Origin of the sequence: Cellulomonas soli (assembly GCF_052036975.1) — a bacterium.
Lineage (GTDB): Bacteria > Actinomycetota > Actinomycetes > Actinomycetales > Cellulomonadaceae > Cellulomonas > Cellulomonas soli_A.
The window spans coordinates 257,917-279,635 of record NZ_JBQIAR010000001.1 but is presented as its reverse complement, the minus strand read 5'-3'; the positions used below and the strand labels follow the sequence as shown (position 1 = coordinate 279,635).

The 21,719-nt window shown below is 71.8% G+C and carries 21 protein-coding genes; 13 read left to right on the top strand and 8 right to left on the bottom strand.

What is annotated here, in order from left to right:
* Positions 1 to 91: 91 nt before the first annotated feature.
* Positions 92 to 1,549, top strand: a complete 1,458-nt coding sequence (locus tag ACTHAM_RS01295) for a CCA tRNA nucleotidyltransferase (RefSeq protein WP_440684182.1) — start codon at positions 92 to 94, stop codon at positions 1,547 to 1,549.
* Here ACTHAM_RS01295 and ACTHAM_RS01290 read toward each other — a convergent pair.
* The 3 genes from ACTHAM_RS01290 to ACTHAM_RS01280 form a co-directional block, all read right to left on the bottom strand.
* The gene (locus ACTHAM_RS01290; RefSeq protein WP_440683955.1) at positions 1,539 to 2,849 is read right to left on the bottom strand and encodes an MFS transporter; all 1,311 of its coding nucleotides are present in this window, start codon (positions 2,847 to 2,849) and stop codon (positions 1,539 to 1,541) included. The genes ACTHAM_RS01295 and ACTHAM_RS01290 overlap by 11 nt on opposite strands.
* Before the next feature lie 160 nt (positions 2,850 to 3,009).
* Positions 3,010 to 4,104 carry an inositol-3-phosphate synthase gene (locus ACTHAM_RS01285; RefSeq protein WP_440683953.1) on the bottom strand — a complete coding sequence of 365 codons (1,095 nt, stop codon included), beginning with the start codon at positions 4,102 to 4,104 and terminating at the stop codon, positions 3,010 to 3,012.
* Positions 4,101 to 4,763 carry a helix-turn-helix transcriptional regulator gene (locus ACTHAM_RS01280; RefSeq protein ID WP_440683951.1) on the bottom strand — a complete coding sequence of 221 codons (663 nt, stop codon included), beginning with the start codon at positions 4,761 to 4,763 and terminating at the stop codon, positions 4,101 to 4,103. The genes ACTHAM_RS01285 and ACTHAM_RS01280 overlap by 4 nt, the downstream gene beginning before the upstream one ends.
* A 235-nt stretch (positions 4,764 to 4,998) precedes the next feature.
* Between ACTHAM_RS01280 and ACTHAM_RS01275 the strand changes: the two genes are divergently transcribed.
* From ACTHAM_RS01275 to rplI, 5 genes are all read left to right on the top strand, one after another.
* On the top strand, positions 4,999 to 7,410 hold the full coding sequence (locus ACTHAM_RS01275; RefSeq protein WP_440683949.1) for a transglycosylase domain-containing protein: 2,412 nt from the start codon (positions 4,999 to 5,001) through the stop codon (positions 7,408 to 7,410).
* Positions 7,411 to 7,627: 217 nt separating this feature from the next.
* A complete protein-coding gene (gene rpsF / locus ACTHAM_RS01270) occupies positions 7,628 to 7,921 on the top strand; it encodes a 30S ribosomal protein S6 (protein WP_146954662.1) in 294 nt (97 codons plus the stop codon).
* A 68-nt stretch (positions 7,922 to 7,989) separates the two neighbouring features.
* Positions 7,990 to 8,517, top strand: a complete 528-nt coding sequence (locus tag ACTHAM_RS01265) for a single-stranded DNA-binding protein (protein ID WP_440683947.1) — start codon at positions 7,990 to 7,992, stop codon at positions 8,515 to 8,517.
* A gap of 110 nt (positions 8,518 to 8,627) precedes the next feature.
* Positions 8,628 to 8,864 (top strand): 30S ribosomal protein S18, encoded by a 237-nt coding sequence (gene rpsR / locus ACTHAM_RS01260; protein ID WP_028051084.1) that lies wholly within the window; start codon positions 8,628 to 8,630, stop codon positions 8,862 to 8,864.
* Between the two features lie 14 nt (positions 8,865 to 8,878).
* Positions 8,879 to 9,328: a 50S ribosomal protein L9 gene (rplI, locus tag ACTHAM_RS01255; RefSeq protein ID WP_440683944.1), complete on the top strand. Its 450-nt coding sequence runs from the start codon at positions 8,879 to 8,881 to the stop codon at positions 9,326 to 9,328.
* Between the two features lie 66 nt (positions 9,329 to 9,394).
* Here the strand turns inward: rplI and ACTHAM_RS01250 are convergent, their stop codons facing one another.
* Positions 9,395 to 10,756, bottom strand: coding sequence for an MATE family efflux transporter (locus tag ACTHAM_RS01250; RefSeq protein WP_440684181.1), 1,362 nt, complete (start codon positions 10,754 to 10,756; stop codon positions 9,395 to 9,397).
* A 305-nt stretch (positions 10,757 to 11,061) separates the two neighbouring features.
* Between ACTHAM_RS01250 and dnaB the strand changes: the two genes are divergently transcribed.
* Together dnaB and ACTHAM_RS01240 are read left to right on the top strand one after the other, a co-directional pair.
* Positions 11,062 to 13,671, top strand: coding sequence for a replicative DNA helicase (dnaB, locus tag ACTHAM_RS01245; RefSeq protein ID WP_440683942.1), 2,610 nt, complete (start codon positions 11,062 to 11,064; stop codon positions 13,669 to 13,671).
* A gap of 66 nt (positions 13,672 to 13,737) precedes the next feature.
* Positions 13,738 to 14,448, top strand: coding sequence for a Type 1 glutamine amidotransferase-like domain-containing protein (locus ACTHAM_RS01240; RefSeq protein ID WP_440683940.1), 711 nt, complete (start codon positions 13,738 to 13,740; stop codon positions 14,446 to 14,448).
* Between the two features lie 16 nt (positions 14,449 to 14,464).
* On the opposite strand, the gene ACTHAM_RS01235 is transcribed toward ACTHAM_RS01240, so the two are convergent.
* The gene (locus tag ACTHAM_RS01235) at positions 14,465 to 14,695 is read right to left on the bottom strand and encodes a LuxR C-terminal-related transcriptional regulator (RefSeq protein WP_440683938.1); all 231 of its coding nucleotides are present in this window, start codon (positions 14,693 to 14,695) and stop codon (positions 14,465 to 14,467) included.
* 282 nt (positions 14,696 to 14,977) lie between these two features.
* Complete coding sequence (locus ACTHAM_RS01230; protein WP_440683936.1) at positions 14,978 to 15,424, bottom strand: GNAT family N-acetyltransferase; 447 nt, start codon at positions 15,422 to 15,424, stop codon at positions 14,978 to 14,980.
* Between ACTHAM_RS01230 and ACTHAM_RS01225 the strand changes: the two genes are divergently transcribed.
* From ACTHAM_RS01225 to ACTHAM_RS01215, 3 genes are all read left to right on the top strand, one after another.
* On the top strand, positions 15,423 to 16,004 hold the full coding sequence (locus ACTHAM_RS01225; protein WP_440683934.1) for a RidA family protein: 582 nt from the start codon (positions 15,423 to 15,425) through the stop codon (positions 16,002 to 16,004). The two genes, ACTHAM_RS01230 and ACTHAM_RS01225, sit on opposite strands and share 2 nt — an antisense overlap.
* A gap of 11 nt (positions 16,005 to 16,015) precedes the next feature.
* Positions 16,016 to 16,558, top strand: coding sequence for an N-acetyltransferase family protein (locus tag ACTHAM_RS01220; protein WP_440683932.1), 543 nt, complete (start codon positions 16,016 to 16,018; stop codon positions 16,556 to 16,558).
* A 111-nt stretch (positions 16,559 to 16,669) separates the two neighbouring features.
* Positions 16,670 to 17,650, top strand: a complete 981-nt coding sequence (locus ACTHAM_RS01215; protein WP_440683930.1) for a DMT family transporter — start codon at positions 16,670 to 16,672, stop codon at positions 17,648 to 17,650.
* A 39-nt stretch (positions 17,651 to 17,689) separates the two neighbouring features.
* On the opposite strand, the gene ACTHAM_RS01210 is transcribed toward ACTHAM_RS01215, so the two are convergent.
* Positions 17,690 to 17,941, bottom strand: a complete 252-nt coding sequence (locus ACTHAM_RS01210; protein ID WP_440683928.1) for a helix-turn-helix domain-containing protein — start codon at positions 17,939 to 17,941, stop codon at positions 17,690 to 17,692.
* Positions 17,938 to 18,615, bottom strand: coding sequence for a hypothetical protein (locus ACTHAM_RS01205; RefSeq protein ID WP_440683926.1), 678 nt, complete (start codon positions 18,613 to 18,615; stop codon positions 17,938 to 17,940). The genes ACTHAM_RS01210 and ACTHAM_RS01205 overlap by 4 nt, the downstream gene beginning before the upstream one ends.
* A gap of 286 nt (positions 18,616 to 18,901) precedes the next feature.
* Here ACTHAM_RS01205 and ACTHAM_RS01200 point away from each other — a divergent pair, with 286 nt between their 5' ends.
* Complete coding sequence (locus ACTHAM_RS01200; RefSeq protein ID WP_440683924.1) at positions 18,902 to 20,224, top strand: FAD-binding oxidoreductase; 1,323 nt, start codon at positions 18,902 to 18,904, stop codon at positions 20,222 to 20,224.
* Positions 20,225 to 20,378: 154 nt separating this feature from the next.
* On the top strand, positions 20,379 to 21,701 hold the full coding sequence (locus ACTHAM_RS01195; protein WP_440683922.1) for an FAD-binding oxidoreductase: 1,323 nt from the start codon (positions 20,379 to 20,381) through the stop codon (positions 21,699 to 21,701).
* The last annotated feature ends 18 nt before the right edge of the window (positions 21,702 to 21,719 follow it).

The window sequence follows — 21,719 nt, the reverse complement described above, 5'->3', positions numbered from 1 at the left end:
CCGACACTGTAACCACTTCGTCCATCTGGCAGGCTTGGGCGTCGTGCCGCCCCTCGACGACCCCCGTGACCCGGAGACCTCGGCCGCTGCCGTGCTCGCGCTGCAGAAGCGTGCGCTGGCCGTGCTGGCAGGCCTCGCCCCGGAGGCGATGGAGCTCGGCGGGCTGTTCGCCGCCGCGGGCCACGAGCTGTCGCTGGTCGGCGGCCCTGTGCGGGACGCGTTCCTCGGCCGCGTCTCGGCCGACCTGGACTTCGCGACGTCCGCCTCACCCGACCAGACCCAGGCGATCCTGGCCCGCTGGGGCGACGCGCACTGGGACATCGGCCGGGAGTTCGGCACCATCGGCGCCATGCGCCACGCGCGCACGGGCGGCGCCGACGTGGTCGTCGAGGTCACCACGTACCGCTCCGACGAGTACGACCCGGCCTCCCGCAAGCCGGTCGTGGCGTTCGGCGACAGCCTCGAAGGAGACCTGTCCCGTCGGGACTTCACCGTCAACGCGATGGCGGTGCGCGTCCCCGACCTGACGTTCGTCGACCCGTTCGACGGGCTGACGGACCTGGCGCGCGGTCTGCTGCGCACCCCGATCGACCCGCAGCGCTCGTTCGACGACGACCCGCTGCGGATGATGCGGGCGGCCCGGTTCGCCGCACAGCTCGGGTTCGCGGTCGACCCGGCGGCCACCGAGGCGATCGTGGCCATGGCCGACCGCATCTCCATCGTGTCGGCCGAACGGGTCCGCGACGAGCTGGTCAAGCTGCTCATGTCCGCCCAGCCCCGGGCGGGACTGCAGGTGCTGGTCGACACCGGCCTGGCCGACCACGTGCTGCCCGAGCTGCCTGCGCTGCGCCTGGAGATCGACGAGCACCACCGGCACAAGGACGTGTACGAGCACTCGTTGACGGTGCTCGACAAGGCCATCGCGCTGGAGACCGGCCCGGACGGTGCCGTGCCCGGGCCTGACCTGGTGCTGCGCCTGGCTGCGTTGCTGCACGACATCGGCAAGCCCCGCACCCGGCGGTTCGAGGACGGCGGCGGCGTGAGCTTCCACCACCACGAGGTCGTCGGCGCCAAGCTCGCCGCGAAGCGCCTCAAGGAGCTGCGGTTCGACAAGGCGACCGTGCAGGCCGTGGCCCGGCTCACCGAGCTGCACCTGCGGTTCCACGGGTACGGCGAGGGCGGGTGGACCGACTCGGCGGTGCGGCGGTACGTGACCGATGCCGGTCCGCTGCTGGAGCGTCTGCACCGGCTGACCCGTTCGGACTGCACGACGCGCAACGTGCGCAAGGCGGCCCGGTTGTCGGCCGCCTACGACGACCTCGAGGTGCGGATCGCCCGGCTGCGCGAGCAGGAGGAGCTCGGTGCGATCCGTCCCGACCTGGACGGCACGCAGATCATGGAGATCCTCGGCGTCGGCCCGGGTCGTGAGGTCGGCACGGCCTACAAGTACCTGCTCGAGCTGCGCATGGAGCGCGGGCCGCTCGGCGAGGACGCCGCACGCGAGGAGCTGCTCGCCTGGTGGGCCACCCGCGAGGACGTCACGCCCTGACGGGTTCCGCCGCGAGGTCGACGGGTGCCGGGGTGCGCGCGCCCCACCGCCACAGCACGCCGGCTGTCAGCACGTAGGCGACGGCCAGCACGGCGAACACGGGCTGCGACCATCCCTCGTCCGGCAGCGTGAACGCCGCCAGCGCGGCCGCACCGACGAACGCCGCGTTGTAGAGCACGTCGTAGAACGCGAACGCCCGGCCACGGAACGTGTCCTCGGTGTCGCGCTGCACGATCGTGTCGACGGCGATCTTGGTGCCCTGCGCCGCCAGGCCCAGCAACGTGGCACCGGTGAGCACCACGGCCCGGGCCGGCGAGGACAGCAGCAGCACCTGGCTGGCCGCGGCGAGCAGCAGCATGATCGCGATCCACGCGTGCGAGCCGGTGTACCGCGACAACGTCGGGGTCAGCACCACCGCACCGGCACCACCGACCCCTGTCAGCCCGATGACCAGGGCGAACGTCGCCAGCCCGGCGTTGGTGTCGCCCGGGTCGGACAGCAGGTTCCTGGAGATGAGGATCGCGGCGATGAACACCACGCCGTACAGGAACCGGTGCACGGCCATGACGAGGAGCGCCTGACCGGGGGTGCGCCGTGCCACCAGGTAGCGCGCACCGTCCGCGAGCCCGCGGGCCACCCGCGCCAGCTCGTTCGTGATCGCCCCGTCGGCCGGCACCTCCGGGCCGAGCAGCGTGCGGGGCATCCGCAGGGCCAGCAGCGACGCCGCCCCGAACACGGCGGCCGCGCACAGCAGGGCCGCGGAGTCCTTCAGTCGCCCCTCCTGGAGCGTCATGCCGAGCACCACCCCGATGCCCCCGCCGACGAACGTCGCCCCGGCGCCCAGGGTGGGCGTCAGGGAGTTCGCGGTGAGCAGCAACGGCCCGTCGACCACCCGCGGCAGCCCGGCCGAGAGCCCCGCGAGCAGGAACCGGTTCACCGACAGGGCCGCCAGACCCAGCACCGAGATCCACACGCTGACGCCCCCGGTGAGCATGAGCAGCGCCATGGCTGCGGTGATCACCAGACGCACCGCGTTCCCCCAGGCGAGCACCTGGCGGCGCTGCCACCGGTCCAGCAGCACCCCGGCGAACGGCCCGACGATGGTGAACGGTGCGAGCATCACGGCGAACGCCCCGGCGATGGCCGGAGCGGTGCCCTGGCTCTCGGGGGAGAAGAACAGCAGGGACGCCAGACCGACCTGGAACATGCCGTCACCGGCCTGCGACACGAGGCGCACGGCGAACAGCTTGCGGAAGTCGGGCAGACGCAGCAGCGTCCGCAGCTCGGTGATCACCTGCACCGGCTCATCCTCGCACCCGGCACCCGGACGCCCGCCGGCACCCGCCGCAGACGCCGGAGACCCGGTGACCGTGTGGTCACCGGGTCTCCGTGCTGCGCCGGGGTCCAGAGGATCAGCGCTCTCTACCTGAGGTCGCGCTGGTCCTGCGCTTCGCTACGGATCAGCGCTCCACCTCGCCGCGGATGAAGGCCTCGAGCTGCGCGCGGCCCTCGTTGTCCTCCATCTGCACCGGCGGGGACTTCATGAAGTAGGTCGCGGCGGACAGGATCGGGCCACCGATGCCACGGTCCTTGGCGATCTTCGCGGCGCGCAGGGCGTCGATGATGATGCCGGCCGAGTTCGGGGAGTCCCAGACCTCGAGCTTGTACTCCAGGTTCAGGGGCACCTCGCCGAAGGCGCGACCCTCGAGGCGCACGTACGCCCACTTGCGGTCGTCGAGCCACGCGACGTAGTCCGACGGGCCGATGTGGACGTTGCGGTCCTCCTTCTTGCCGGCCAGCGGGCCGTCGTGGAGGTTGGACGTCACGGCCTGCGTCTTCGAGAGCTTCTTGGACTCCAGGCGCTCACGCTCGAGCATGTTCTTGAAGTCCATGTTGCCGCCGACGTTCAGCTGGTACGTGCGGTCCAGGATGACGCCGCGGTCCTCGAACAGGCGGGCGAGCACGCGGTGCGTGATGGTCGCGCCGACCTGCGACTTGATGTCGTCGCCGACGATCGGGACACCGGCGGCCTCGAACTTCGCGGCCCACTCCGGGTCGGACGCGATGAACACGGGCAGGGCGTTGACGAACGCGACGTTCGCGTCGATGGCGCACTGGGCGTAGAACTTCGCGGCGGCCTCGGAGCCGACGGGCAGGTAGCAGATCAGCACGTCGACCTGCGCCTCGCGCAGCGCGGCGACGATGTCGACCGGCTCGGCGTCGGACTCGTCGATGGTCTGGGAGTAGTACTTGCCCAGGCCGTCGAGCGTGTGACCACGCTGGACCGTCACGCCGAGCGGCGGGACGTCGGAGATCTTGATGGTGTTGTTCTCCGAGTCGAAGATCGCCTCGGACAGGTCGAAGCCGACCTTCTTGGCGTCCACGTCGAACGCGGCGACGAACTCGATGTCGCTGACGTGGTAGTCGCCGAACTGGACGTGCATGAGGCCCGGCACCTTCCCCTGGGGGTCGGCGTCGGCGTAGTAGGTAACGCCCTGGACCAGCGACGCGGCGCAGTTGCCGACGCCGACGATGGCGACGCGGATGGAGGTCATCCTCGCTCCTTCTCGGTGTTGCGCGCCGGGACGGAGTCCTCGTCCGTCACGGCAGCAGGGGAGTCAGCAGCGGCCGGACGACCGGTGCCTGAGGTACGGGCGCGCCGGTTGCCGCGCTCGTTGTCGATGAGCCCGTCGAGCCAGCGGACCTCACGCTCGACCTGGTCGAGGCCGTGCTGCTGGAGCTCGAGGGTGTACTCGTCCATGCGCTCGCGGGTGCGGGCGAAGGACTGGCGGATCGTCTCGAGACGCTCGGTGAGGCGCGAGCGCCGGCCTTCGAGGATCCGCAGCCTGGTCTCGGCGTCGGTCTGCGCGAAGAACGCGAACCTGACGTCGAAGTTCTCGTCCTCCCAGGCGGACGGGCCGGACGACGCGAGCACCTGCTGCAGGTGCTCCTTGCCGTCGGCGGTCAGCTGGTAGACGATGCGTGCGCGCTTGCTGGCCACGTGCGCGTCGGTCGACCTGTCGGTCGACTCGCTGCCGTTGATCCAGCCGCGGTCGGACAGCGACTTGAGGCACGGGTACAGCGACCCGTACGACAGGGCGCGGAACGAGCCGAGCACGAGGTTGAGCCGCTTGCGCAGCTCGTAGCCGTGCATGGGTGACTCGGCGAGCAGGCCGAGGATGGCGGGTTCCAGCACGTCAGCGCGACCGCGCATGCTGGACCACCTTCCCGTGCCCGACTTCGATGTATCGAGTTGATACATCGGCAGAGTATGTCGGTTCGATGCCTCGGCACAAGCAGTGCCGATCGTGTGAAGGCTCCGCGAGATCCGGACACCAAGGTCACGGGCATCGCGGACAGGTCGTCCATACTGGGCGAGCGTGTCGCCCGACCTCGGCACGCCCGGAACGCGCTGCGCGCCGACCGGCCGTCGTCAGGAAGGCACCGTTGTGGCAGGCACGAACCGACGCGCGCAGCCGGCGCCGCCGCGCCGCTCGACGCGCAGCGGCTCACGGGCGCGTCAGCCGGAGCCGAAGGGCAAGCGCCGCTTCTTCGACTACCCCCGGTCCGGGTACAAGGGGCTGCACCGGTGGCTGCCCTCGTGGCGGTTCATGCTGGGCTCGTTCCTCACCGGGGTGTTCCTGGTCGCCGGCGCACTCGTGGCCGCCTACGCCAAGGTGCAGCCGCCGCTGCCCAGCGCGGAGATCTTCTCCGAGACGACGACCGTGTACTACGCGGACACCCTCAACGCCGACGGCAGCACGACGCCGGGCGCGGTCATGGGCACCTTCGCGGAGCAGAAGCGCGAGATCGTCGACTTCAGCACCCTGCCGGAGTACGTCGGCAACGCCGTCGTCGCCTCCGAGGACCGCACGTTCTTCACCAACAGCGGCGTCGACATCAAGGGCATCGGTCGCGCGCTGCTCAACAACGTCAGCGGCGGCGACACCCAGGGCGCCTCGACGCTGACGCAGCAGTACGTCGAGCGGTACTACGTCAACAAGACGACCTCCGACTACCTCGGCAAGTTCAACGAGGCGCTGCTGGCGGTGAAGATCTCGCGCCAGGAGTCGAAGGACGAGATCCTCTCGCGCTACCTCAACACCATCTACTTCGGCCGCGACTCGTACGGCATCCAGGCGGCCGCGCAGTCGTACTTCGGCGTCAACGCCGCCGACCTCACGCTCTCGCAGGCGGCCGTGCTCGCGGGCATCATCCCGTCGCCCAACAACTGGGACCCGGCCGTGAAGCCGGACAAGGCCGAGCAGCGGTGGAACCGCGTGCTGGACATCATGGTCGAGGACGGGTGGATCACCGCGGCCGAGCGGGCCGAGCAGCAGTTCCCGCCCGTCATCCAGTACACGCGCTCCGAGACGTACCGCGGGCCGGTCGGCTACCTGCTGACGATGGTTCGGGACGAGCTCATCGCCAAGGTTCCCTCGATGACCGACGAGAAGCTGAACCGCGGCGGGTACACGATCCACACCACCATCCAGCAGCCGGTGCAGGCCGCCGCCGAGGCCGCGGTCACCCAGCTCTGGGACGGCACGCTGGCCGACGGCGCCGTGCCGAACGAACGGATGAAGGTGGCGGTGGCGTCCGTCGACCCCGCGGACGGGGCGATCGTGGCGCTCTACGGCGGCAAGGACTACCTCGAGGACGCCATCAACCGCGCCACCTACGGCGACGGGGTGCAGGCCGGCTCCACGTTCAAGCCGTTCGCGCTGGTCGCCGGCCTCGAGGCAGGCATCCCGCTGACGAAGACGTACGACGGGTCCAGCCCGCAGACCTTCGGTGACTGGACGGTCAAGAACTTCGACAACACCGACTACGGCTCGATCGACCTGGTGAAGTCCACCGCCCAGTCGGTCAACACGGTCTACGCCCAGCTGAACATCGAGGTGGGGCCCGAGAAGACCGCCGACGTGGCCACCCGCGCCGGCATCACCACGCCGGTCGAGTCGAACCGGGCCAACGTGCTCGGCACCACCGGCGTGCACCCGCTGGACATGGCCGCCGCCTACGCCACCTTCGCCGCGCAGGGGTGGCAGGCCGACCCGTTCATCGTGCGATCGATGACCAACACCGACGACACGCTCGCCTACCAGGGCGGCGAGGAACGCTCGCAGCAGTTCCAGGCCGACGTGATGGCCGACGCCACCTACGCGATGACCCAGGTCGTCGAGGTGGGGTCCGGCAAGCAGTGGGTCCAGCCGCTCGGCAAGCCGGTGGCCGGCAAGACCGGTACGTCCACGGAGAACAAGTCGGCGTGGTTCGTCGGCTACACCCCGACGCTGGCCACGGCCGTCGCGTTCAGCCAGGTGGCCGAGGACGGCAAGTCGCAGGACACCATCACCGCGTTCGGCAAGCGGGCGAACGGCAGGGACATCACCGAGATCACCGGTGGTACCTGGCCCTCGGCCCTGTGGGCGGCGTACATGGGCCCCGTGCTCGACATGCCGCAGTTCGCCAAGGTGACCGAGTTCCCGGCCCGCGCGAACATCAAGTCGACCGCGACCCCGACCCCGACCGTCACCGAGACCCCGGTCGAGGTGCCCACCGAGCCGCCCGCGCCCGTGCAGGTCGCGGTGCCCTCGAACCTCGTCGACAAGCTCGAGGCCGACGCGACCGCGGCGATCCTCGCCGCGGGGCTCTCGCCCGTGGTGACCTCGGAGTACTCGGACACCGTCACCAAGGGCCGGGTCATCAGGACGGACCCGGGCAGCGGGACGAGCGTCGACACGGGGACGGGCGTCTCGCTGGTGATCTCGCTCGGTCCGAAGCCGGTGGAGACGCCGGCACCGCAACCGACGCCCACACCATCGGCGACACCGGCCGCAGCCGTCCCAGGCGCGCCGTAGCCGGACCCTGTCCGTGCCGGCTGGTCGGCTTGCCCAGGCGATTCGCCCGGGCGTCCGGCCAGCCGGTAGTGTTGTTCCTTGCTGTGCTCACCGACCGGTGCCGCCGATCGGCGCTGTGCCTCACGTGTCACCACGTGCGGTTCCGGAGGGCGCAGCGACGCACGAGAACCCTCCTGTCACGGACCGACCGTGACCGCTGAGACCAGAGGAGGTGGGTATGAGCCTGCGTCAGTACGAGATCATGATCATCCTCGACCCCGAGATCGAGGAGCGCACCGTCGCCCCGTCGCTCGACAAGTACCTGTCCGTCATCAAGAACGACGGCGGCACGGTCGACAAGGTCGACATCTGGGGTCGTCGTCGCCTCGCGTACGACATCAAGAAGAAGGCCGAGGGCATCTACGCCGTCGTCGACTTCCACGCGACGCCTGCGACCGCCAAGGAGCTCGACCGCCAGCTCGGCCTCAACGAAGTCGTCCTGCGCACCAAGGTCCTGCGCGCCGACGCCTGAGCACGTTGTGGGTGCACGCCCGTAGCGTGCGCCCATCCACCGACTGATCGAACGAGCGAGGAGTTGGCATGGCTGGTGAGACCGTCATCACGGTGATCGGGAACCTGACCGGGGACCCGGAGCTCCGCTTCACCCCCTCGGGTGCAGCGGTCGCGAACTTCACCATCGCCTCCACCCCGCGCAACTTCGACCGCCAGAGCAACGAGTGGAAGGACGGGGAGACCCTGTTCATGCGCTGCTCGATCTGGCGGGAGGCGGCCGAGTCGGTCGCCGAGTCGCTCACGAAGGGCACCCGCGTCATCGCGACCGGGCGGCTCGTGCAGCGGAGCTACGAGACCCGCGAGGGTGAGAAGCGCTCCGTCGTCGAGCTGCAGGTCGACGAGGTCGGCCCGTCGCTGCGCTACGCCACCGCCAAGGTCACCCGGGCCCAGCGCTCGGGTGGCGGCGGCGGCTTCGGCGGCAACAGCGGCGGTGGCGGCTTCAACGGTGGTGGCGGTTTCAGCGGCGGCGGCAACGCCTCCGGTGGCCAGGCGGACGACCCGTGGGCCACGCCCGCGGGTGGTGCCGGCGGCTACTCGGACGAGCCCCCGTTCTGATCGACGCCCTCCCGCACTTCCCAGCCAGGACCTGAGGTCACTCGGGTTCCGGCGATCCCCATCCCCGGGCACGGCAACGCCCGGGGCTCCAGCAGACAAGGAGCACCACGATGGCCAAGGCCGTGGTCCGCAAGCCCAAGAAGAAGCAGAACCCCCTCAAGGCAGCCAAGATCGACGTCGTCGACTACAAGGACACCGCGCTGCTGCGCAAGTTCATCTCCGACCGCGGGAAGATCCGCGCTCGCCGGGTGACTGGTGTGTCCGTGCAGGAGCAGCGTGCGATCGCGCGTGCCGTCAAGAACGCCCGCGAGATGGCCCTGCTGCCGTACTCGTCGTCGGCTCGCTGAGAAGGAGACCGAAAATGGCGAAGATCATCCTCACGCACGAGGTCACCGGCCTCGGCGCTCCTGGCGATGTCGTCGAGGTGAAGGACGGGTACGCCCGGAACTTCCTCATCCCGCGCAGCCTGGCCACGCCGTGGACCAAGGGTGCCGAGAAGGACATCACCGCGATCCGTAAGGCCCGCAAGGCCCGCGAGATCGCGACGCTCGACGACGCCAAGGCGATCCGCGACTCCCTGCAGGCCAAGCCTGTCGTCGTCACGGCGCACGCCGGCGAGTCCGGCCGTCTGTTCGGTGCCGTCACCACCGCCGAGATCGCTGACGCGGTCAAGGCTGCCGGTGCCCCGTCGGTCGACAAGCGCAAGATCGAGATCGGTCAGCCGATCAAGTCGGTCGGCGAGTACACGGTGTCCGTGCGCCTGCACGCGGACGTCGCCGCGACGCTGACCGTCAAGGTCGTCGCGGGCTGACGCCCACCGCACCACACGAAGCGCCCCCTCGGCTCCGGCCGGGCGGGGCGCTTCGTCGTTCGGCGGCTACCCGCCCGTGACCATCCAGGCGGTGCCGCGGGCCCGCAGGCCGGTGGTGAGGGCCCGGGCCAGCATGAAGACGCCGGCGAAGGCGGCCCACAGCCAGGCGAGCCCGGCAGCTCCACCGGGCGCCCAGGCGTGCACGGCGAGCGCGCAGGGCGCGTACGCGACGAGCGTGCCGAGGCCCGCCCACGCGAGGTAGCGACCGTCGGCGGCGCCGATGAGCACGCCGTCCAGCACGAAGACCCAGCCGGCCATCGGCAGTGTGACGGCCGCGACGACGAGGGCCGTCACGGCGGCTCGTCGGACCTCGGGGTCGGTGGTGAACAGGGGGACGTACACGGGTGCGAGTCCGCCGATGAGCAGGCCGATCGCCGCGCCCGCGCCGACGCCCCACTGCAGTGTGCGGCGCAGCAGGGCGCGGGTGCCCGGCACGTCGCCGGCACCGAGCGCGTGACCGACGAGCGCCTGGGCGGCGATGGCGAGCGCGTCGAGGGCGAAGGCCGTCAGGCCCCACACGGCGTTGACCACCTGATGCCCGGCCAGAGCCGTGGCGCCGAGGCCAGTGGCGACCCAGACGGTCAGCAGGATCGCCAGGCGCAGCGAGACGGTCCGGACCAGCAGGGGTGTGCCGGCGCGCACGTGCCGCCACACGCCTCCCGCTGCGGGGCGCACGTCGGCGCCCGCCGCTCGGGCTCCGCGCACGACGACCGCCGTCAGGGCGCCCGCCATCGCGAGCTGCGTCAATGCGGTGCCCAGGCCGGAGCCGGCGATGCCCATGCCGACGCCGTAGACCAGGGCGACGTTGAGGGCGGCGTTGACGACGGCGCCGGTCGCTGCGACGCCCAGCGGCGTGCGGGTGTCCTGCAGGCCGCGCAGGGCGCCGGTGGCGGCGAGCACGAGGAGCATGCCGGGCAGGCCGGGGGCGGACCACCGCAGGTAGGTGACGGCGTGCGTGGCGACGTCGCCCTCGGCGCCGAGAGCGGTGGCCGCGGCGGGCGCGAGGAGCCAGGTGGCGGCGGCCAGGACGCAGCCGAGGGCGAGGGCGAGCCACATCCCGTCGATGCCGACCTGCAGCGCGCCGGGGGAGTCGCCCGCTCCGAGGCGGCGCGCGACCGCGGCCGTGGTGGCGTACGCGAGGAACACGCACAGACCGACGACGGTCACGAGGACGGTCGAGGCGAGGGACAGGCCGGCGAGCTGGGCGGTGCCGAGGTGGCCGACCACGGCTGAGTCGACGAGCACGAAGAGTGGTTCGGCGACCAGTGCGCCCAGGGCCGGCAGGGCGAGGGCGAGGATCTGTCCGTCGACTGAGCGAGATGACTGTCCAGCAGGTGAAATGACGGCCACCCTTCTTCGTGTCCACAGCCGGTGGGCAACGTGATTGCAGGTCAGAGGCGTGTCCCGGGGCAAGATTGCCTGCCGATCCCCAGTTGTCCACAACACTGTCCACCACCTGTGCACAGCGAGGGGAACGTGTCCACACGTTCTCCCCAGGCCTGTACACAGGCGTGGACGACTCCATGATCCCGTCGTTTGTGGCTGGCCCGGCGCCGCGCCTACCCTCGCGTGTCGACCAGGTTCCGTGGCGCGTGCACGCCGGGGCTGAGGGTGTCGGTGCCGCAGGGTAGAACAGACGTTCGAGCGCGGAACAGAGCAAGGACGGGCAGACGGTGACCATCGAGGACCTCGAGTACGGGATGCCTCCGTCCTCCGACCGCGGCGGCAACGCCGCCTACGACCGCACCCCGCCGCAGGACCTCGACGCGGAACGCTCCGTGCTCGGCGGCATGATGATCTCGAAGGACGCCATCGCCGACGTCATCGAGCAGCTGCGCGGAACCGACTTCTACCGCCCCGCGCACGAGGTCGTCTATGACGCGATCCTCGACCTGTACGGCCGGGGCGAGCCCGCCGACGCCATCACGGTGGCCGACGAGCTCACCAAGCGCGGCGAGATCGGCCGCATCGGCGGAGCGCCGTACCTGCACACGCTCATCTCGTCCGTGCCCACCGCCGCCAACGCCGGCTACTACGCGCGGATCGTGCGCGAGCGGTCCATCCTGCGCAAGCTCGTCGAGGCCGGCACCCGCATCGTGCAGCTCGGCTACGGCACCGACGGCGGCGACGTCGACGAGATCGTCAACAACGCCCAGGCCGAGGTGTACGCCGTCACCGAACGGCGCGCGTCCGAGGACTACCTGCCACTCAGCGAGATCATCGGCGGCGCCGTCGACGAGATCGAAGCCGCAGGCCACCGCGGCGAAGGCATGATCGGCGTGCCGACCGGGTTCTCCGACCTCGACCGGCTGACCAACGGGCTGCACCCGGGGCAGATGATCGTCGTGGCCGCGCGTCCGGCCATCGGCAAGGCCCTCGCGCTCGACACACCCCTGCCGACGCCCACCGGCTGGACCACGATGGGTGAGGTCCGCGTCGGCGACCAGCTCATCGCGGCCGACGGCACACCGACCACCGTCGTCGCCGCCACCGAGGTGCTGCTCGACCGCCCCTGCTACCGCGTGACGTTCGACGACGGGACGCAGATCGTTGCCGACGCCCTGCACGAGTGGGCCACGCGGACGCGCACCGAACGACGTGGTGCCGGTGCTCCTGCCGCGATCCGGACCACCGAGGAGATCGCCGCGACGCTGCGGTGTCGCACGGCGGACGCGCGGGCCAACCACTCGGTCGAGACCGCGTCGCCGCTGCGGTTGCCCGACGCGGGCCTCCCGCTCGACCCGTACGCGCTCGGCGTCTGGCTCGGTGACGGGCACTCCGGCTCGGCACGGTTCACCAGCGCGGACCCGGAGATCGCCATGCGGATCGAGGGGCGCGGCCTCGACGTCGTGCTCTCCGAGGCCGCCTCGACCACCTCTGGCGCTGCACGCCTCTACACGCTCCGCCTGCCCGACGAGGCACCGGCGAAGAGCCGACTGTGCGACGTGTGCGGCACTGAGTTCACCCCGGCCCGCATCCAGGTCCGCACCTGCGGGCGCTCGTGCGGGGGGCGCGCCAAGGCGGTCGCGCCGGGCCTCACGGTGCCGCCGACGTGCCCGGACTGCGGCCGACCCTCCTCCGGTCTGCGTCGTTGCCAGGAGTGCCACAGCGCGCACGGGACGGTGCAGGGACGGCTGCGCACGCTCGGGGTGTTGGGCGACAAGCACATTCCCGCGGAGTACCTGCGGGGGAGTGAGACGCAGCGGCGTGAGCTGCTCGCGGGCCTGCTCGACACCGACGGGACCGTGAACCCGACCGGCAGCCCGCAGCTCACGTTCACCAACCACCGTCTCGCGCTCGACACGCGCGAGCTGGTGCACTCCTTGGGGTACCGCAGTGGCCTGTCGACCCGGCCTGTGCGAGGCCGGAACGTCGAGTCCTCCGTCGCGTACACGATCACCTTCACGACCGACGACGACGTCTTCGCCCTCGAGCGCAAGCGCCTGGTGCACAAGGAGCGTCGGCGTCCGTCGACCCCGCGTCTGCACCAGCGGTTCGTCGTCGCAGTCGAGCGCATCGAGTCGGTACCGGTGCGCTGCGTCGAGATCGACAACCAGTCCCACCTGTACCTGGCGAGCGAGTCGATGGTGCCCACGCACAACTCGACGCTCGGTATCGACATCGTGCGGTCGGCTGCCATCAAGCACGGCATGACGGCCGTGGTGTTCTCGCTCGAGATGAGCCGCAACGAGATCACCATGCGTCTGCTGTCCGCCGAGGCGCGCGTGCACCTGCAGAAGTTGCGCACCGGACAGATGGGCGAGGACGACTGGCAGAAGCTCGCCGCGACCATGGGCAAGATCTCCGAGGCGCCGCTGTTCATCGACGACTCGCCGAACATGTCGCTCATGGAGATCCGGGCCAAGTGCCGCCGGCTCAAGCAGCGTCACGACCTGAAGATCGTCGTCATCGACTACCTCCAGCTGATGAGCTCCGGGAAGCGTGTCGAGTCCCGCCAGCAGGAGGTCTCGGAGTTCTCCCGCGCGCTCAAGCTCATGGCGAAGGAACTCGAGGTGCCGGTCATCGCCATCTCGCAGCTGAACCGTGGCCCCGAGCAGCGCACGGACAAGAAGCCGCAGATGAGCGACCTGCGTGAATCGGGCAGCATCGAACAGGATGCGGATATGGTGATTCTTCTTCACCGCGAAGATGCCTATGAAAAGGAATCTCCTCGCGCCGGTGAGGCAGATCTGATCGTGGCCAAGCACCGAAACGGCCCGACGGACACGATCACGGTCGCGTTCCAGGGGCACTACTCGCGCTTCGTGGACATGCAGGCCTGAGCGGCGCGCGGGTTCCGGGCGTTCCAGAATGGGCGACTACCTCACCGGTACGACCTCGGGAGCACGGTGAAACTCCTTCTCACGTCTGGTGGTGTCACGAACCCGAGCATCCGCTCGGCGCTCGTGGGCCTCCTCGGCAGACCGATCGCCGAGTCCAACGCCCTGGTCGTCCCGACCGCGCAGTGGGGCCACCCGATGTGTGGACCGGCATCGGTGCGAGGCGTGATCGCCGCAGGCGACGACTCCGAGCACCTCACGGGCCTGGGGTGGGCGTCGCTCGGTGTCCTTGAGCTCACGGCGTTGCCCACCATCGGCGCGGACCGCTGGATCCCGTGGGTGCAGGAGGCCGACGTGCTCCTGGTCGACGGCGGTGACGCCACGTACCTGTGCCACTGGATGCGCGAGTCGGGGCTGGCCGACCTGCTGCCGTCGCTGCCCGACACGGTCTGGGTCGGGGTGAGTGCCGGGAGCATGGTGATGACACCGCGGATCGGGTCGGACTTCGTCGCGTGGCCCTCGGCACCGGACGACCACACCCTGGGGGTGGTGGACTTCTCGATCTTCCCGCACCTGGACGCGTTCCCGACGAACACCCTGGAGCGCGCGCAACGGTGGGCCGCCGAGATCGACGGTCCCGCCTACGCCATCGACGAGCAGACGGGCATCGTCGTCGCCGACGGCTCGACGCAGGTGGTGTCGGAGGGCCGGTGGACGGCGTTCGGTGTCCCCGGGGCCGAGGGCAGCACGTCAGCGGGTGGCACCTTCACCACCCGCTGAACGGCGGCCCAACCGGTCAGTCGACGATCAGGCCGGCGCGGCGACCGTGGGCGACGGCCTCGGCGCGGGTCGAGACACCGAGCTTGCGGTAGATGCTGCGCACCTGGGTCTTCACCGTGTTGCGGGTGACGAACAGCTCCGTGGCGATCTGCTCGAGGGTCTCGTAGCGGTCGAGGTGGGACAGGACGACGACCTCGCGCCGGGAGAGCAGCAACGTGGGCTCGAGCAGGTCCATCGAGGTTGTCATCGCTGACGCTCCCTTCGGGGCTTCTTTCTGGGCGGTCATCCCGCGTGTGCGGGTGATACCTGTCCGATCGACGGCGCGCTGGAGCGTATGAGCCGGGTGAAGTGCGGGATCTCGGCGCCTAGGTGCTGGCGCCCAGGCGGCCGTGTGGGCGCTGCTAGCGCGGTCGGCCGCGCGGGGTGCGCGGAGTGGGTGCCGGAGACTGTGGGAGACGACGGCGGACCGACGATCGCCGACACGCTCGACACGCCCGCGTGCGAGACCTGAGCGCTCGTCTGGGCGGGGTCAGCCCGCCTGGGCCGGTCGCCGCTCCATCCACGTGTGCGGCTCGCTCACCGGCACCCATCCGAGCTGCTCGTACAGGGACCTGCCGTCGGGTGACGCCCGCAGCAGGACGCGCCTGAGGCCCACCGGGTCCAGCTCGCCGAGGATGCCGGCCACCAGTGCGCGCCCCAGCCCGCGCCCGCGGTGCGCAGGGTCCACCAGCACGTCGGCCAGCCAGCCGAAGGTGACACCGTCGGTCACGACCCGGGCGTACGCGACCTGCTCACCGGTGCCGGTCACGTACACCCCGTAGTTGCGCGAGGCGGCGATGGCGGCATCCTGCGTGGCACGGGAGCGGCCCGCCGCCCAGTACGCGTGCTCGACCAGGGCGGCGTGCACCCAGGCCGGGTCCAGGCGCGACGGGTCGGCCGAGAACTCGTACCCGTCGGGGCAGGTGGCGTCAGGCATGAGGGAAGCCAACCACGGCGGAACCGGCACCTCCGAAGGTGTGGCGCAGGGGGTCGGGCGCACGGTCAGCTGGGGTCGCCGGGCGCAGGTGCATGCCCAGATCGTGCCCGGGGACGCGAGCCCGGTCGACGTGTCTGTGTCGGGGGTGCGTGGGACGGTGGTGGGCATGGAGATCACGCGCATGCAGCCGGACGGGCTCGTGGTGAGCCCGGCGTTCAGTCATGTCGCCGTCGTGCCTGCGGGGGCGACGACCATCTACCTCGGCGGCCAGAACGGGGTCGACGCCACCGGCGCGCTCGTGTCGGACGATGTCGCGGAGCAGGCGGTCCGGGCCGTCGAGAACGCGAGCGTCGCGCTCGCGGCCGCGGGTGCCTCGTTGGCGGACGTCGTGCAGTGGTCGGTGCTCGTGGTGGCCGACGCGGACCTCGGGGCGGCGTACGGCGCGATCGCCCCGCGACTGGCGCAGGCCGGTGCTGTGGCCGGTGCGCCGCCGCTGGTCACCGCGGCGCGCGTCGTCGGCTTGGGCGTGCCTGGGGCGTTGATCGAGGTCAGTGCGGTGGCTGCGGTGGTGCCGCTCTGAGCCGGTTGGTCGTGCCGCAGCTCGCCGGCCCGGCGGACGTCCCTGCGATCCACGGGTTGCGTCGCTCGCTCGAGGACTGGATGGCCGACCACGGCATCGAGCAGTGGCCGGTCGGGTCGCTGCCGCGTGAGCGGGTGGCCGCCCAGGTGGCCGACGGGCAGTGGTGGGTGGTCCGCGAAGCGCAGGGCGTGGTCGCTACGGTGCGGGTCGTCCGTAGCGACTCGGAGTACTGGGGCGATGCCGACGCGCCGGCGGTGTACGTGCACGGGCTGATGGTGGACCGGCGCGCGTCGGGCACGGGCCTGGGTCGGGCGCTGGTGGAGTGGGCCGCCGAGGTGGCGGTGCAGGAGGGGTTGCCGTGGGTGCGGCTCGACCATCGCGAGTCGAACCCCACCTTGGACGCGTTGTACCGCTCGTGGGGGTTCGAGCCGGTCGGGGTGAGTGACCTTCCGGGTTTCGCCGTGGTGCTCATGCAGCGCCCCGCGCCCCGACGCAGCCACCCGACCCTCCGGATCGACGACGTGGGCCTGCGCCTGGCCCGGTCGCTGACCTGACGGGGATGGCTCGCGCGGCCGGCAGGGGAGGATGGGGCCGCCCGACCCGACGACGGAGGTACCTGTGAGCATGGCGACGACGACCGGCCTTCCGACCGGCCCGGTGCGCAGATGAGCCGCCCGGGCCGCTCGCTGGTCGTCCCCGCGGCGATCGTCGCGGCGGTCAGCGGCGGGGTCATCGCGGCGCAGGGCCAGCTCAACGGGCAGCTCGCGCAGGCGGGTGCAGGATCGCTGGTGGCGGGCTGGTTCTCGTACGTGGGCACGCTCGTCACCACCGTGCTGATCCTGGTGGTGCGCGGGCGGTCGCGCCGCACCACGCAGGCGCTGCGTCGGGACGCGCGCTGGTGGTGGTTCGTGGTCGGCCTGTGCGGTATCCCGATCGTGCTCGGCATGGCGGCCGGCATCCCGCTCGTCGGCGTGGCGCTGGCCTCCGTGTCGGCGGTGGCCGGGCAGACGGTCGCCAGCCTGGGCCTGGACGCCCGCGGCGTGGGTGTGCCCGAGCCGATCCGGTTGACGGGTCGCCGGGTCGCTGCCGGTCTGACGGCCGTGGTGGGCCTGGCGGTGGCGGTGCTCGGCGGGTCGGGCAGCGTCGAGGGCGGAGCCGTGACCAGCATCGTCGTCGGTCTGGGTCTGTTCGTCAGCGGTGCGGTGCTGGTGGTGCAGCAGGCTGGCAACGGGGCCGTGACGGCCGTGGTGGGCGACCCCGTGGTCGCGGGCCTGACCTCGGCGGCGGGCGGCACGGCCGGCATCACGGTGCTGCTCGGTGCGGCGGCCGCGGCCGGTCGGCTGGACGGTGTCGTGCTGCCCGACCTCGCCTCGTCATGGTACGTGTACCTGGGTGGGCCGTTGGGTGCCGTGATCACCATCGCGGCGGCGTGGGCGGTGGCGCACCTGGGCACGTTCGTCCTGACGTTGGCGGTCGTCGGCGGGCAGATGCTAACCGCGATGGCGCTCGACCTGGCCGGTGCCGTGGGCCTGGCCTGGCCGACGGTGGTGGCCACGGCGATGATCGGCGCCGCCACGGTGCTGGCGGTGCAGCGTCAGGCGCCGCGGCGGGCGATGACCTCGACGAGCGTGGATGTCAGCACGTAGTCCTCATCTGCGTCTCGGGCCGACCGGACTCGAACGTGCTCACGGGCGTGTCCTCGGGGCGGGTCGGCTGATGGTGAACAGCTCGCCGGGGCTGCAGTCGAGGGCGTCGCACAGGGCTGTCAGGGTGCTGAACCTGACGGCGCGGGCGCGGCCGTTCTTCAGCACCGAGAGGTTGGCCACGGTGATGCCCGCACGGGCGGCGAGGTCGACGAGCGTGAGTCCGCGGCGTGCCAGGAGCTCGTCGAGGTGGCAGACGACGCGGTGCAGGTCGTCGTCGGGGGCGGGGTTCACACGAGGCCGTCGGTGTCGCGGGTGAGCTGCTCGCCGGCACGGAACGCCACGGCGAGCACCAGCACGAGTGCCCCGACGAGCAGGGGGACGGGCGTGAAGCCCGACCCGGGGGTCAGTGCCGGGTTGCTGTCCAGCCCGGTCCGGGTGAGCACCAGCCTGGCAGCCTCCACCGGGAGCAGCGGCGCGAGCGTGCCGGTGCCCGCCACGACGCCGGCCAGTGCGGTGAGCCGCCGGGCGTTGCCCTGGGCGAACGGTCGCCCGGTGGCCACGTCGATCAGCAGGGGGTGCAGCAGTGCGGCTCCGGCGAGCAGGCCGAGGCCGGTGACGAGCCAGTCGGCACGGCTGAGCACCTGCTCGGTGCGGGTCGACCCCCACGCGGCGAGCGTCAGGCGACCGTCGACGCCCTGGGGGTAGAGGCCGGCCGGTCGGGCGCCGCTGAGCCAGCCGTCGGGCACCTGCACGCCGTCCACCTCGACGTGCACGTCACCCCACCCGCTGGTGCCCTGCACGGTGTCGACGACGGCCACCGGAACGCGAACCGTGGCGCGCGCCTGCGTTGCGGCGTTCGCGGTGTACACGAGTCCCCAGAGGGCGGCGATCGCCCCGAGGGCGACGAGCCATCCGGCGAGTCCCCGGATCCGACGGGCCGTGCGGACGTGCGGGACGGCACTCATCGAACCTCCGGGGCTATCGATCATCGATATGTGTGCACGGTAGCGCTGTCCGGCTGCGCATCGCAGGCATTCCAGCGTGCGACCTGCGCGGTCGGCCCCGACGGTCGGCGCGGAGCCGCGACGCACCCCGGTTCCCCCGGGTGAAACCGGGGCAAAACGGTCGGCCGATGTCGGCCCCCGGTGCCACAGTGGATGGGCGTCGGGGGGCGCGCTGCATGCGGGTGGCCACCCCGGCACGCAGCAGGCGAGGTATCGCCGGGCAGTCGCACACCCCCACGGAGCATCCATGTCCCACGCACTCTCCGCGCTCGTCGCGGGACCTGTCCTCACCGCCGCCGACCCGGGTTTCGCCGAGGAGGTCGCCGGTTTCAACACGGCGTTCCAGCACGCACCCGACGTCGTCGTCGGCGCCACGAGCACCACGGACGTGGTCGAGGCCGTCCGCTACGCCCGCTCGCACGGCCTGCCCGTCGCGGTGCAGAGCACGGGTCACGGCGCGCACGAGTCGATCGGCGAGGGTGTGCTCATCACCACCTCCCGGCTCGACCAGGTCGAGCTCGATGCCGCGTCACCCACGGTCACCGTGGGTGCGGGCGTGCGCTGGTCGCAGGTCATCGACGCTGCCGCGCCGTACGGTCTGGCGCCCATCTCCGGTTCCTCGCCCAGCGTCGGCGTGATCGGCTACCTGCTCGGAGGTGGGCTGGGCCCGTTGGCGCGCAGCCACGGGTACAGCTCGGACCGCCTCGAGGCGGCCACGGTCGTCACCGGCACCGGTGAGGTCGTCGAGGCGAGCGCCGACGGTGACGCCGAGCTGCTGTGGGCTCTGCGTGGCGGCAAGCACGGCCTGGGTGTCGTCACGCAGGCGCGCGTGCGGCTGGCCTCCGTCCCCGCCCTGTACGCCGGCAACCTGACCTTCGCCGAGGAGCACATCCCCGCGGTGGTGCGCGGGTGGCTCGCGTGGACCCGGGGCGCCGACGCCGCGGTCACCACCAGCGTGGTGGTGATGCACTTCCCCGACGTGGACCTGGTTCCGCCGCACCTGCGCGGCACGCGCCTGGCCATCCTGCACCTCGCGTTCCCCGGTGACGCGGATGCGGGGGAGCGCCTCGCCGCCCCGTTGCGTGCACTCGCTCCCGTCGTGTCCGACACCGTCGGACCGATGGCGTTGACGGACGTGGCGGCCATCCACGGCGACCCGACCGACCCCGGTGCCAGCTGGGTGCAGGGGGTCATGCTCGGCGAGGCGGACGACGCGCTCGCGGACGCCTGGCTGGCGCAGGTCGGGCCTGGGACGACGCACCCGTTCGCGGGCGCGGAGCTGCGGCACGTGGCGGGGGCGACGTCGCGCGAACTGGCCGAGGGATCGGCCGTCGCGGGACGTCCGGCGCACTACACGGCGGCTCTGGTCGGTGTCGCCCCGCCGCTGTTCGACGCGATGCCCGGGGCGGCCCGGTCGGTCTTCGACGCGCTCGCGCCGTGGACCGTCGAGGAGCTGAACCCGAACTTCGCCGGGGCGGCGTCGGCGGTGTGGCCGCGCGGGACCGAGACACGCCTGGCGGCCGTCCGCCGCCGTGTCGACCCGGACGGTGTCTTCACCGCCGTCCACTGAGACCTCGACAGGGGAGTTTCCACCCTAGAACACCCCCCGGCCGGCCGCCGCAGGTGCCACAGTGGTCGCGCGACCGGGGGGCTCGCGGAGGACGACGTGCCCCGGGTGCACGACCACCCGGGACCGAGTCCCGCCGCCCGACCGCAGGAGCGACATGCTCACCGAACTCGACTCGCAGGTGGTCGGCCCCGTGATGTCGGCGGTCGACCCGCGACTGGCCGGTGAGGTGGCGGGCTTCGACGCGACGATCGCGCACACGCCGGATGTCGTGGTCGGCGCGGCGACGGCGGCCGATGTCGTCGCGGCGGTCCGGTGGGCGCACGCGCACGGTATGCCCGTGGCCGTCCAGGGCACGGGGCACGGCACGCGCGCGCCGGTGGCGTCCGGCCTGCTGATCACCACGTGGCGGCTCGACCAGGTGCGGGTGGACCGGGTGGCGGGGACCGCGACCATCGGGGCGGGGGCCCGCTGGGCCGACGTGATCGACGCCGCTGCACCGCTCGGTCTCGTCCCGATCGCCGCCACCGATCCGTCCGTCGGCGTCGTGGGGTACCTGCTGGGTGGCGGGCTGGGTCCGTTCGCGCGCTCCCACGGGTTCAGCTCGGACCACGTCGAGCGGTGCACGGTCGTGACGGGCACGGGTGACCTGGTGGAGGCGGGGCCGGCGGGTGACGCCGAGCTGCTGTGGGCGTTGCGGGGCGGCAAGCACGGGTTGGGTGTGGTGACGGACCTGCGGCTGCGGCTCGCACGGGTGCCGGCGCTGTACGGCGGCTACCTGGCTTTCGCCGAGGAGCACGTGCCGGCCGTGGTGCGCGGGTGGTTGGCGTGGACACGGCAGGCCCCGCCGGAGGTCACCACGAACCTGACGATCGTGCACCGGGGCGAGGAGCGTGCGATCCGCTCGCACCCCGACGCCCGCAAGCTCGCGCTGCTGCTCGTGACCTACCCCGGTGGGGCCGCCGAGGGTGAGCGTGCGGTGGCTCCGTTGCGGGCGCTCGCCCCGACGCTGGCCGACACGCTCGCGCCGATGCCCCTGACCGACCTGGCGGAGATGCACGGAGAGTCGATGGATCCGGGGCCGACCTGGGTGCGTGGCACCATGCTCCGCGAGGCTGACGACGCCCTGGCGGAGGCGTGGCTCGCGCACGTCGGACCGGGCGCGTCGCACCCGTTCGGCGGGGTGCAGCTGCGGCACGTGGCCGGGGCGACCGAGGTCGACGTCCCGGAAGGGTCTGCCGTCGCGGGCCGCGGAGCCCGGTACACGGCGCTGCTGGTAGGCCAGGACCCGGCGTCGTTCGACGCGATGCCGGACGTGGCCGAGACGATTCTGCGGTCGCTCGACCCGTGGCGCATGCCCGAGGTCAATCCGAACTTCGCCGGGGTCGCGGCTGGTGTGTGGGCGCCGGACGTCGCCCGGCGGCTCGCGGCGGTGCGCCGACGGGTCGACCCGCACGGGCTGTTCGCGCCTCGCGGCTGAACCGGTCCGCCCAGCCGG